Source organism: Bradyrhizobium sp. th-b2, from assembly GCF_000426785.1.
Classification (GTDB): domain Bacteria; phylum Pseudomonadota; class Alphaproteobacteria; order Rhizobiales; family Xanthobacteraceae; genus Bradyrhizobium; species Bradyrhizobium septentrionale.
Genome location: NZ_AUGA01000108.1, coordinates 1 through 11,742, shown reverse-complemented (window position 1 = coordinate 11,742; position 11,742 = coordinate 1). Strand labels below are relative to the sequence as shown.

General features: G+C 57.0%; 14 protein-coding genes and 1 pseudogene. 5 read left to right on the top strand and 10 right to left on the bottom strand.

Annotated features, from left to right (window positions below; all coding sequences use genetic code 11):
* On the top strand, positions 1-339 hold a 339-nt coding region (locus K359_RS0143970), incomplete at its 5' end, for a helix-turn-helix domain-containing protein (RefSeq protein WP_029084788.1).
* Between the two features lie 1,287 nt (positions 340-1,626).
* Here K359_RS0143970 and K359_RS0143955 read toward each other — a convergent pair.
* The 3 genes from K359_RS0143955 to K359_RS62440 all read right to left on the bottom strand — a co-directional run bounded on the left by K359_RS0143955 (position 1,627) and on the right by K359_RS62440 (position 2,591).
* Positions 1,627-1,932, bottom strand: a complete 306-nt coding sequence (locus K359_RS0143955) for a hypothetical protein (RefSeq protein ID WP_029084787.1) — start codon at positions 1,930-1,932, stop codon at positions 1,627-1,629.
* A gap of 71 nt (positions 1,933-2,003) precedes the next feature.
* Positions 2,004-2,147 carry a hypothetical protein gene (locus K359_RS62445; protein ID WP_156929038.1) on the bottom strand — a complete coding sequence of 48 codons (144 nt, stop codon included), beginning with the start codon at positions 2,145-2,147 and terminating at the stop codon, positions 2,004-2,006.
* Between the two features lie 111 nt (positions 2,148-2,258).
* Positions 2,259-2,591, bottom strand: a complete 333-nt coding sequence (locus K359_RS62440; protein WP_156929037.1) for a hypothetical protein — start codon at positions 2,589-2,591, stop codon at positions 2,259-2,261.
* 747 nt (positions 2,592-3,338) lie between these two features.
* On the opposite strand from K359_RS62440, the gene K359_RS62435 reads away from it, so the two are divergent.
* Together K359_RS62435 and K359_RS0143940 are read left to right on the top strand one after the other, a co-directional pair.
* Positions 3,339-3,506: a hypothetical protein gene (locus tag K359_RS62435; RefSeq protein ID WP_156929036.1), complete on the top strand. Its 168-nt coding sequence runs from the start codon at positions 3,339-3,341 to the stop codon at positions 3,504-3,506.
* A 138-nt stretch (positions 3,507-3,644) separates the two neighbouring features.
* Entirely contained in the window at positions 3,645-4,079 is a 435-nt protein-coding gene (locus K359_RS0143940; RefSeq protein ID WP_029084786.1) for a universal stress protein, read from the top strand.
* 481 nt (positions 4,080-4,560) lie between these two features.
* Here K359_RS0143940 and K359_RS0143935 read toward each other — a convergent pair whose 3' ends face one another.
* From K359_RS0143935 to K359_RS63775, 7 genes and pseudogenes are all read right to left on the bottom strand, one after another.
* Entirely contained in the window at positions 4,561-5,397 is an 837-nt protein-coding gene (locus K359_RS0143935; RefSeq protein ID WP_029084785.1) for a hypothetical protein, read from the bottom strand.
* Positions 5,375-5,695 (bottom strand): hypothetical protein, encoded by a 321-nt coding sequence (locus tag K359_RS0143930; protein WP_029084784.1) that lies wholly within the window; start codon positions 5,693-5,695, stop codon positions 5,375-5,377. Before K359_RS0143930 ends, K359_RS0143935 begins: the two co-directional genes overlap by 23 nt.
* A gap of 632 nt (positions 5,696-6,327) precedes the next feature.
* Positions 6,328-6,510, bottom strand: a complete 183-nt coding sequence (locus K359_RS62430) for a hypothetical protein (RefSeq protein WP_029084783.1) — start codon at positions 6,508-6,510, stop codon at positions 6,328-6,330.
* Between the two features lie 323 nt (positions 6,511-6,833).
* Positions 6,834-6,992: a hypothetical protein gene (locus K359_RS62425; protein ID WP_156929035.1), complete on the bottom strand. Its 159-nt coding sequence runs from the start codon at positions 6,990-6,992 to the stop codon at positions 6,834-6,836.
* 859 nt (positions 6,993-7,851) lie between these two features.
* On the bottom strand, positions 7,852-8,091 hold the full coding sequence (locus K359_RS0143910) for a hypothetical protein (protein ID WP_029084782.1): 240 nt from the start codon (positions 8,089-8,091) through the stop codon (positions 7,852-7,854).
* Between the two features lie 834 nt (positions 8,092-8,925).
* Positions 8,926-9,258: pseudogene (locus K359_RS55525) on the bottom strand (transposase); the annotation flags it as partial.
* 1,111 nt (positions 9,259-10,369) lie between these two features.
* Complete coding sequence (locus K359_RS63775; protein ID WP_198031274.1) at positions 10,370-10,771, bottom strand: cytochrome c; 402 nt, start codon at positions 10,769-10,771, stop codon at positions 10,370-10,372.
* Between the two features lie 326 nt (positions 10,772-11,097).
* Between K359_RS63775 and K359_RS57930 the strand changes: the two genes are divergently transcribed.
* Together K359_RS57930 and K359_RS66520 are read left to right on the top strand one after the other, a co-directional pair.
* Complete coding sequence (locus K359_RS57930; protein ID WP_029084781.1) at positions 11,098-11,325, top strand: LysE family translocator; 228 nt, start codon at positions 11,098-11,100, stop codon at positions 11,323-11,325.
* Positions 11,326-11,388: 63 nt separating this feature from the next.
* The coding region (locus K359_RS66520; RefSeq protein ID WP_029084780.1) for a transposase at positions 11,389-11,742 on the top strand (354 nt) is incomplete at its 3' end.

Here is an 11,742-nt window from a genome sequence, read left to right as displayed (position 1 = left end):
AAGTTTTCGGAGGTGTTCATGGCCTATCTGCTGACCCGCAACAGCCGGATTGAAGAGGACCTGATCGACCAGCTCTTCAACTCCAGTGAAAAGCGGTTGGCGCGCCTGCTGCTCCTGCTGGCGAATTTCGGCAAGGAGGGCAGCCCTCAACCGATCAGTCCAAATATCAGCCAGGAGACATTGGCCGAAATGATTGGAACGACGCGATCCCGCGTCAGCTTCTTCATGAACAGATTCCGCAAGCTCGGCTTCATCAGCTACAACGGAAAAATCGAGGTCAACAGTTCATTGCTGAACGCGGTCTTGTACGACAAGCCCGAGATCAAGCGCGAATTGTAAAACGATAAAATTGCGCTCAAGCGTCGCGGGCCAACGCCAACCGCCGCGTCGTTGGGGGCGACTAAACTCTTCAGAGCCAATTGCATGGACGCGCCGGGCATCGCACCGGCCCTTCCTGTACCTGGACAAGGGCACACCTGCTGAATATGGCGCCGCCCTCAAGCACACCATCGCGCAAGGCTGGCTGGAGATCCACAAGAGCGGGACGTACGTGAAGATTCTCCCGGCCGGAAACGACCTGTTCGCCTGAAAAGAAAAAGGACCGCGTCACGCGAATGAGGATCCTTTTCAGGTTCAGCCCCTCGATGGGGCCTCAACGCGCAAGGTGCTTTAAAGGTGGGTTATGAGCAACGTTCCTCGGGATATTCAAAGAAAATTCGAACGGCGGTGGGCCGCCAGATTTGCGCGGCCAGTAGAAGCGCGCCGGCCCGAAAGGCATCAATCTAAAAAGCCGGATCAGCCCCTCGCCGCTCCCCCCAAAACCCACAGAAAAACCCGCCGAATTGAACCGGCGGCCTTGAGGCGTGCGAGCCCGGGACCGTAAGCCGCACCGTTGTACCGCTCGCCAGCTGGCAGCTGTTAGTCGAGCGGTCGAGAAAGCGCCGCAGATGAAACTTCTTCGCGTTCGCCACTCGGCCTTACTCTTTCCGTTCGGGATGTAGCTAGCGCTTCTCGACTTCGTACTGCTCAATCAAAAGCGCGAGGCCGTCTAGGGTCAGTTAATCCGTAATCCGCATCCTGAGTGAACGGTAGTGCGCGATCTTCTCGTCCAACTCCGCGCACTTGTTGCACATAGGCGGACTTCCAAACTGATACCGATAATGAAAAACCAACTCAATTTGAGTTAGTTCCGCCATTGACCCGCGCAACCGATTACCTGGTTGACCCGTAACTTGGGTGTCGGCCCATTCTTCCCGTTCCCTCAGAGGACTGTCGTAAGTCTGATGTCAGCCAGAGATGTTAGATACGGAACTCCCGACTAGTGAAGGATTTCATCTTTAGGACAGCGGCACTAACTTGATCAGCACCGTCGCCGGTGCCACATCAAACCCCATCGGGGATACGTCGGCCCCGACATACAGGCAACGCATCGACTGCCTCATGCGATGACGCATCCACTGCTCATTCAATGAAGGTTGTGCGTCCTGTGGGTGGCAGGCTTGGGCTACGTTCGAGCACCGCTCGGCGCAGCAAACCTCCACGCAAACGCAACGCAACGGCACAAGCCGCTGAGGGAAACCTTGGCGGCTTTTGCGTGTGGCCAGATTGGACTAGCGAGCAGAGAGGTTATCGGAGCGCGCGCACGTAACCGATCATCTCTTCGGTATCATCAGTGTCTTTGAAGAGTGTCCTCAGCAGCCGCCACAATTCGCGGTGCCCGGCTGTTTGGCCACCTTGCTTGAGATAGTCCGCGATATCCATTGCGGCGGTTTGCATGTCAATCGTACCGGTGACGCGTGCGTCGAAATCCGCCACCTCGCGCTCGACATACAAGCTTTTGGTGTCCGTATCGAAGACCAGCGCGCACCGATCCGCGTGGGTGACCTCAGGGCCTCTAACTTGACGGTACAACTCGCGTCTTAGGAGGGCCATGTTCAACTCCTGACGATGATGGTTTCCGACGGCAAGCAAAGCTTTTTCAGCTCAACTGGGCTGCGACGACCTCACTGCGCCACGTTCGGTCTTAGCTTCTTGGTGTGGAACTCAGCTTGATCGGCATCTTCTTCGGCCAGTAACTCGCGGAGCGTGGCGACCTTCCGCGCATGGTCTCGATGGCCAAGAGTGCTTTTGAAGTTAAAATCCGACATGGCTCACTCCTTCGATAGAGCCAGCTTCGATTTATGCTGCACCTCGGAAAAGCAAATAGCGAGTCAAAATGTCGGCTAGTCAAAACAGTCCAACATCGGGCCCGCGCCTCGTTAGGAAGTCCCGTCAACTAGCCAGGCGCGCGCCCGGCCTTTGCGATGTCCGTTGACAGCGACCTTACTTCGCGGTGGACGACGACCCTTTTGTTGATTCATTTCGTGAAGAGCACGAGCAAAAAAGTCGCGGGCTACCGCATCTAAGCGTGTCGTGATTTGTTCGCTGGACTCCACAGTTGTGACGCCTTCTTCAATTCCTTCGGCTTCGCGAATGTAATCCATAGATAGTTCACGCAAGCGCTGGACTTCAGCGTCATCGAGCAAGGGTGCGATTTGTGCCAAGAGGTGCTGTGCACGCGCGCGTGCGCGTTCGTTTCGAGTGCCATCCATGATAGCATCCAAGGGAGATGCAGTTTTTGAGTTTTCTGATCAGTTCCCCGGGTCCGAACAGAGGCCGTTGAGATCGGCTCGCAAGATCAAGTAAGCTAAACGCGGGCTATTGTGTCTGGTTCCGGACATTGCGGATTCTTTCGAAAGGAACAGCGGTTCTGCTGCGCTCAAGCGAGGTCGCGCAATTTGACCGCTGGCCTCCATGAGGTAATCCGACGCAGTTGATCTTTCGCAAGCACCCGGTGCCCCTACCAGTGATAGTCGTTTTTCAAGTCGCTTATCGCGTTGTCCAGTTGAGGCTTTGCGGGTAGTCCGAAGTCCGCGAGATCAATCCGAGGCGTGATCCGTCAGTGTGGGAAGACATTTCGACCGCGCCGTTTGATCGCGAACTTGAGCTAGCGGTGGTAGAACGCGACTCCCTGCATGCATTAGTGTTTGCTTGCCGTCGTATCTTTTGTGGCTGGATCAACGCGCAAACCAATCAGCGCGTCACCATCAACCCGACGCACTGGCGTCCTTGGGCCGAAAACCAGTAACTCTCACTTTCCTTGGTAGTCTCGCTAGCCCGCAATCAATTTAGCCTCTTCCCCTGCGAGCAGCCGTTTGAGCGTTTCCCGCTTGGCCGGATTCGACAGTAATGCTCCAACATCTTGTTTGCCGTGCCCCTTAATAAGCCTTGCGTTGTGTCGGGAACCAGACACTATGGCCGCTTGGGGCCCAGACCTTACCCTCTGTTGGGAGATCGGAATGAATTCCTTCTTCCACGACGAAAACGTAGCGCTTTACCGCAAGCTGATCGCGGAAAACGAAAGCAATCCGTCACGGGATGAGAACCGGCATGCAATGCTGCTGACGTTGCTTGCCGAGGAAACGGCGAAAGCGAAGCAGTTACCACGCTTGCCTGACGCATGGTGAGCCGCGCCCGATGCGTGGACATCTGGGTCGCTGGCACGATGGGCCGATAGATTGATTTATCTCAAGGCCGTATCCGAAACGCGGGCCCAGCTTTACCTTCGGAAGGCAGCGATAGGTCAAGACAATCGGGAGTGAAGCATGTACCGGCATATTCTCATTCCGACAGATGGGTCGGAACTTGCGGAGCATGGGGTGGCGCATGGGTTGGCGCTGGCGAAATCCCTTGGAACAAAAGTATCTGTAATCTTCGTTGTGGAGCCGCTTTCAGAAATGAGAAGAGGGTCTCCGTTCCTTGAAACACTCGCAAAATATGCTGAGCTGCGCCAGGAACAGGCCACGAGCGTGTTGGATCGCGCGGCAAATGCGGCCAAGGAGGCTGGTGTTTCCTGCAAGACAATTCAAGTAGAGAACGGACAACCCCATCAAGCCATTATCGCAGCAGCCGAGGACAGAGGCTGCGATCTCATTGTTATGTCATCGCATGGGCGCAGCGGACTTTCCGCGCTACTAATCGGCAGTGTGACAAACAAGGTGCTGACGCACGCGAAAATCCCCGTATTGGTTTGTCAATGAATGTGCAGCAGACCGCTCGATGGGCCAAATAAACGCGCCGGAGATAATGCCCGGTAGTGGGATGTCACGGCCTGCCCCGCTGCTTGATGGCCCACAGCCGGTAGGCTTCGTTCTCGTAGGGTCGTCGCCGTCCCGCACTCCTTTCCGAAAGAAAGTGCAGTGTGAGGGGTGGCACTGGTCCCGTCCGTGCCGGGATAACGCCAAAGGTGCCGGGGCATCGAGGCACTTGCTCCTCGGCCCCGGCTGGCGGCGGTTACTTGTTTCGCGGCACTCGCCGTCTTGCCGCGCCAGAGCATCACCATGACAAGAGTCGTGATGGACACGCGCCCTGGAAACAGGGAGACGGGAAGGAGAATGATGACCCGCCTCGCCCTTTCGACTGCGAGCGTGGAAAGGATAAGCCCGCTCGCAGCTTCGCGACGCCAAACCAACACAAACGTCGCGAATTAGAATCATAGCGGCAGCAGTTGTCGTCGCTCGCTTAGAACCCCCGCGTCAGCCGATGCGCCTTACGTAGTTCGAGGTTGGTGGGATCGTTGAAGAAGCGGTCAAAGGCGGGCGCGGGACGTTCGCCCGTCTTCCGCGTCGCCTGCGCCTCGGCGTCGATCAGCTTCGTGAACTCAGCCTCGGTAACGCCGCCGAGCGACTCGCCATTGGCGATGAACAGCTTGGCCATGGCCATCAGGCCGCCGTGCTGCTTGACGATGGATTGGAGTTCGGTTGCGCGGTCCATAATAGGTTCGTCCTTTCGTTTGAAGGTTGCCATGTGCCTTGCCAGTTCGCGGCCATGGCGGGAGTGCAACAGGTAGTTAATCGCTTCCTGCCTGGACATGCTGTTTGGGGAAGCGGCGATGACGGCGGCGATCATCGCTTCAAGCTTCGGCGGCAACTGGCCTTGTTCGGTCTCGTCGGTCTCGTTGTCGGTGTTGTTCTCGTTGTCCTCTTCGTCGTGCTCGTCATCGTCAGGGTCGTTTGGCGGCGCGGCAAACTTCGCTTTGCGAAAGTCAATGGAGCCGAACAGCGCGCGCAGGCGCTTCTGGTGCGGCGTGCCGCCAGAGGCATATCTGCTCACGGCACCTTCGTTGCGAAAGCCGCTGCACGCCGCGCAGTTGCACAGAGGCTCGTCGTCGTAGCGTTTCGATATCACGACAGTGCCCGACACAGTCACCGGGATAAGCTTAGTGTACATCGAGTAGAATGCGGCCCGGTGCTTCTGTGCCCATTTGATAAACTGCGGTAGGCTGCCGATACCTTCGAAGCAAAGGGCGATGGCGTCCTTGGATTGACCCGAGAACTCAGCTGGCACCTGCTTGGGCATTCGTTTCGACGCCGAGCATCGCGTCATCGATCATCTGACTTAGCGGGTGTTGATCATTTGCCGCTTGCGTCGAGATGATGACGCCGAGACTTTCACGGCGCTTGCCCATCGCTGTGCGCAGATTGTTGAGCAGATCGGAATTCGGCGCTTGCGCGAATTCGTCGTAAATCCAGAGCGACGGCGCGAGCCCATGAGAGCGCTTAGCCGCTGGGGTGAGCTGCCTGCGTTTCTGATCGCGGCCATGATGATAGCATCGCTTATTCAGCCGCAGGTCACGGGCTGACGAGCTATGAACCATTCCGCGAAGCCCCGAATACCAGGCAAAGTGCTAAAGATAGTAGCAGGAGCAACTGTTCTGCTGGCGCTGTTGCTCATGGGTTTCATTTTTAGCGTGATATAGCGGTGCGCAGATCGTCTTGACCGATGGATGGTGGATGGACCAATAGCGGCCCGCTAGGCTTCAATGGGATTGCCGTCGGTACGCGAAGCGGCTGTAGTCGACGCCATGAACGACTACCCAACGAAGATCACGTTCGGCGAAATCGCGAAACCGGCGCGACGCGTATCGCTGTTTTCTGCAAGGACTTCCGCTGCTCGCACAACGTCGAGATGGACGCGGCGAGATGGCCAGACGAGATGCGTCTGTCCGATCTCGAGCCACAGTTTACTGCACGGTCGGTGGCAAGCGAGGCTCTATCATTCGTTCGGTAGACGCGCCGCAAAGGATGGGCACTGGCGGCTGACGGGGACGGCGGCGCTGCCCAAGTTTGCCGAAATAGCCAGCATGCCGGCTCATGCCATCTAAGGGGCAATCCGCGTGAGGTGAGCCTTGGTGGTGTCGTCCGGCAACGTCGGGCCTAGGCTCTCACGCCCTCTAATGGGTGTGCATGGCGTCGCAGGGGACGCCCCGCGGAGCCTAGAACAGCCGCTCTAGCGCGGTTGGTCCGGATTTTCTTGCCACGTCGTCGAGTGCTCAGAAATCCACTTGGTAGCGTCGTGCTCTGTAACAAAACCCTTGATGACTTCCGTTTCGCCATCGGGCCACAGAATATCGATCCTCCAGCCGGTGCCGGGATTTTTGCAAGCCATGAAAGCTGGTCGCTGCTCGATCATTGGGTGATTATGCCCCGACGGGACCCAGCTACAAGCCAGTGATCCTGCCCCACTTCCCTTTTTGACCTGCAATCCTATTGGGGTCTTAAATCCCGATCTCACGCCGATCCTTTCGTGGCCGGGAGTCAAGAAGATCCGGCAGCGGTGACAACTGGGGACGCGGCTCGGGACTTGGCTCGGTGCCCGGTTCGCCTTGGACATCGGCCCGACGCCGGCGGCTGATCACAAGGCCGATCAGGCCGACCACTACCAGCACGGCTCCTGCGAGCATAAGCCAGTGCGGTAGCCCCAACCAACCTATCGCGGACTTGATCGTATCCAATCTACTGCTTCACCTTGAGGCCTTCGCTTGGTAACCGAGCGATTAGCTGCGCACGAAAATTAGCGATATCTCGAAGTAGATCGTCGCGACCCGGAAGCTTGCGAGCGTTGGCTTCTAGCTTTACCGCCATTTCTTCCAGCTCCCGAAGGTCGGTCATCATTTCTTCGCCTTTAGCCCGATCTCGACCAACCGGCGGATGGGGCTCCGGGCGGCAAGAATTAAATATTGGCGCCGCTCAATAAGTCAGTATGAGCAGGCGCTGTACAATGGCGCCTAAGCAAACGAGCACCACCAACAACTTGAGAAGGTTCGCTAATCGGCCGTCCTGCGCAAACCTGTCGATTGCCCAGAAGCAGATGGCTCCCACGACAACTATTATCAGAACTCCGATCAGGACTGGAATTATCGCCATGGCTTCATTTTCCTTTTGCCTTCAACCCGATCTCCGAATAGTCGGCGGAACGAATGCCGATCACTGCTTCTCTGCGGTCGCGCTGACGCCGCTAGGCGGTGCAGGCGAGGATGATGGCGGTGGTGGAGCTTCCGCCGCGGGTGCCGCAGCAATACGTTCACCGGCCCAAATCTTGGTGCCTTTGACGGTGCCGACTAGTTTGCAACCCATAGGCGCTTGCGGCCCGACATGAACTTGCGGCCTTTTAGCCGCTTTAGCTGGCGCAGTTTGAGCAAAGGCGCTAGCTGCAAAGAGCAATGCGACAAGTCCGATTAGCGGCTTCATGATTCCTTCCCCCGCTGTCGAACGCGCGTTCACTTCCCATTCGCCTTCAGCCCCAATCTCCACCGCCGGTGCTTCATCGCAGCAACGATCGGAGGTAGATCGAGGCTAGCACAGACAACAGAAACGCAATTATTGCCGCCAAGAAGACCGGTGTCCCGGAAGGTGCCAACGCATCCCGAATCCACCGAAGAAACCTCATTTCACATTGCCCCTCAGCCCGAGCTCAACCAAGTGCAAGGGCGTCTCGCAACAGCCTAACACGTCGGTCCCTCAATAAAGAACGTCAGTCACCAACCACAGGTAACCTGGAGTTTTTCTGTGGATTGTGCGGCCTCTTGTCCCGCGCCTTTTTTGACTTCTTAGTCTCGGCGATGAGACGATCGGGGCTGCTCTCAAGCTGCTGCATCAGTTTTTTAATTATCGCATCACGAGTCTTTTTGCTCGGTGAGTAACCCTTGATCGTTATATCCAACTTATCCTTGCCGGCATGGTACTCGTGATCAATCCTCGGCTTTTTGGACACTATTTCAATCCTCCCCTTGTTGCTTTCGGCTTAGGCAAGGTCGATGCGATCTTCGCGGAACTCCGGTGGCCCCTTCATAAGCCTGCGCCGGCGCTGGGCTCGTTCTTCCTGGCGGTGCGGCGGGATCGATAATCCTCTCGATGGCCTTTGTGGCTGCCAGCTAAGACGCCCTAGGTGGGGGCTTGCAATTGCCCTTGAAGCCACCGGTTCGTTCTCGGGGATTTCATAGGATCAACCAGATCAGCGACGGCTTGGGCAATGTCGTTGCACTCGGGGCATTCAAAGGTGAAGATTTTGAAGCCTGAGGGGCTGGGCGTGATCCGTGCCAGCGTGGCGGCTGTTCGACACGTTGGGCATAGCGTTTGGGGATAGGGGAACATGTTGCGCGCCTTTATCGGGCGGGAGCACTACAGAACTCTCAGTCACCGGTAGTTGCCTTTGGTGGACCGGTGATGATGCCATTTTGGAACTTTAGAATTCTCCCCGCTGTCCCATTTAGCTCATTCGCTGCAAAAGTTCCGATGGTGAAACACCGTAGTTTCCCGGAATCCCACAATGTTGTTGAAAACTCTAGTCTAACTCTTGCCGGGGCTAGATTTTCATCCCGATCAAATTTTCAGACTAAACCGGCAAGGGGCCGCGCGTGAGCGGCCCCTTTCGATTCCAATCAGTGGCCTGTTTTTGATCTGGCGAGTGGCCTATTTCGGCCAGTACCCATCATCGCCGAGACCCGACATCATCGTTCGGAGAGAAAGCGTGACGACAGCGAGGGAACGGGGCCAAGTGTGCACTTTGGCTCATCATCCCGCACCGCCTAGGACGGCGCCGGAATATTGCAAGGTCAAGAGCCTCCTTCAGGATCTCGACCTCCAGGGTCTTGCGGCCGAGCGAGCGTTCGAGGTCTCGAACCCGTTCCTCCAGCCTCCGGACCTCGGACGCGGCGACCACATCCTCATCCGCCCGCACCGCTTCCTTGCCCCCTTCGCTCATCAGCCGTCTCCATCGGAAGATCAGGCTCGGGGAGAACCCATGGCGACGGGCAACATAGCTGATCGACATGCCCGGTTGCAGCGTCTCGTTGACGACCAAGAGCTTCTGTTCCGTCGTGAACCGACGCCGGCGGGCAACGCCGGTGATGACTTCCACCTTCGAAAACGTCTCGGACATAGGCGTATGCCTAGGACTAGGCCTAGCTCCTCCGGCTAACGCCGGTGTCCGGTCAAAACGGGGAGCAGTTCATCTCGGGTTCTAGTGCAGTTAGTGCCAGATGATTGGAATATTTGCTCGGCTACATCGTGAAGATGACAATCAGGATCACACGGAAAGTGCGATTGAGACACAGCCAACTATGGTGATGCCATCCCATTTCATGCCGTGAACGCTGAAGCTGTCGCCGCGCCGCTCGTTGATTTGGGTCAAGAACGAATTGCGACCTACGGAAATTATGTGCCTAGAATAGTGAATAGGCTTCTCAGTAGTCCCACCGAGAACACCGGCCAAGCCTACGGCTAGGCAACGAGGTGTTTGCCGTCGAGCTTCTCCAACGTCGTATCGCAGGCCGGGCAATGATACTCACCGTTGGAGCCAAGTTGAGACCATAACTCCAATCGTCGGAAGCCCGCGCCGCAGCTTGGGCAAGTTACATCCGTTTTTTCATCGCTCCGATCCGCAGCCCGTTTGTACTGATTCAGCGAAACCAGCGCGGCAGAACTATGTTCCGCCATTCGTGACAGGCAGTTTTCGCTTATGCCCGATATTTTGATCCGTTGCCCCGAGACGGGGAAGCCCGTTCAGACCGGGTTTGGACACCGAGAGGGTCATCCTTGAGACGTTGCTAAGTGTCTCGCTTCCGGCCGAATGTCCGCATTGCGCCAAGTGCATTACTGGAAGCCAACCGAGGTTTGGGTTTGGCAGGGTAGAAACCCGGTACTGCATTAAGAAGAATGGACGGTTAGATGTCGAAAGCTGCTCGCACCTAAACCAGACCGGGAAGCCCTTTTAAAGAAGGCCAGACGGGCTGAGACCGGCGCGCATGTGAGCGAGTGGCTGCGATCGTCCGAGCTTCAACCGCCGAGGTGAGGTTAGACGGAGGAAGATCATTTGCTCCTGCCTTTTTCCGTTTGGTTGGCATCCCCCAGTTTGCCGCGAACGTATTCAGCCAGATCGCCAATCTCGGCAGTCATATCCTTTTCAGAGACGCCTTGGACGTCAGTCTTATTCTCCTCATTGTTGGAGCAAGAAACGGGGTCGAGTACGCAACAAAGCGATGGAATGCGCTTCACTTTGCGACATGATCTACTGCCGGGTCTGAGCGAATGGCTCCATGAGGCAGAGCATGTGGGCGATCAGATCGCCTTGAGGCTGAGAGGCTGAGGATGTAGGCGATCAGATCGTCAGTATCTGAGCTATCGATTATCAGATTAGGCATTTCCTTGTGGCCTGAGCGAAGAAACACTTTCAAGGAGAGAGCGGTGGTTGAGGTCATGTTGGCGATGTCCACAAAACTCGCGGGACTGTCGCGGCCCTCCCCGCCGGTGACCTGATGACAGGTACCGCAGAGAGCGGTCGCTGTTTTACGGCCCGAAGCAGGGTCGCCTGCAACGGGCTGGGCAAGGGCTACAACCGGCAGGACCAACGATGCGACGATAAGGAAGCGCAATTTGTCAATCCGATTCCTCATCTTTTGCTCTCGACGGTGACCTTCTCGGTTAGATTGCACATGACACACTCAAAGGTGCACGTGTCACCCGCTGATCCTGATGTGACATCGGAAAGCACCATCGGTCCGTGGCACTTCGGACAGGGTGGGCGTTCGAGTACAGTGAAGTTGGGATCGAGAGCGAGAGCATTGTGTGACATGGTGCTTCCCTTGTAACGGACGGGAGCGCAAACTCTCGGTCACCGATAGAAGCCAAGAGCGGACGGCGATGGATACCAAGCGCCGGACTGGCAATACGTTCCGTCCGGGAAGGTGACTATTCCCACCCGGAAGCGTTCGGGCTCGCAGTGCACGCCATCTTTGCAGCGCTCGGCGGGGCAGTGCTGATCCAGCAGTTCGCTCTGATTTACGAGGCCCTTCGATGGATCGGCGTTGCCTATCTCTTGTTCCTCGCCTGGGAAGGTTGGCAAACCCAAGCGGAAACCTCGCCGGGCCGCGCTGATCTGCGCAGAACAGCAGGTCCGCTGTTCTTGCGCGGATTTCTGTCAAACGTCTTTAATGTATCCCTCCATTGAGGGCCGCCTTGTTTGACGGACGCGAGCGCTGCAGGTCCTAGGGGTAATCCTAGGAGAAGCGCTATGACGATTTCGCGGGCAGAGGTGATCACATCGGTCGAGCGGCGGCGTCGGTGGTCACAGGATGAGAAGGAACGGCTAGTTGCAGCATCGTTCGAGCCCGGAGCCACTGTTTCCGAGGTGGCTCGCATGGCCGGCCTTCATGTGAGCCAGCTGTTCAGGTGGCGCAAAGAGCTTTGCAAGCACGGTGAAACGAGTGTAGCGCCGTTGGTGCCGGTCGAGATTGGGCCGTCTGTGCCGCCGCGGGATGTGGCCGAAGCGCCATTGACGACGGCGCCGGCGCGTCGACGGAGGAGCCAGGGCATCATCGAGATTGATCTCGGTAGCGGACACCGCATCCGGGTCGACGGTGACGTT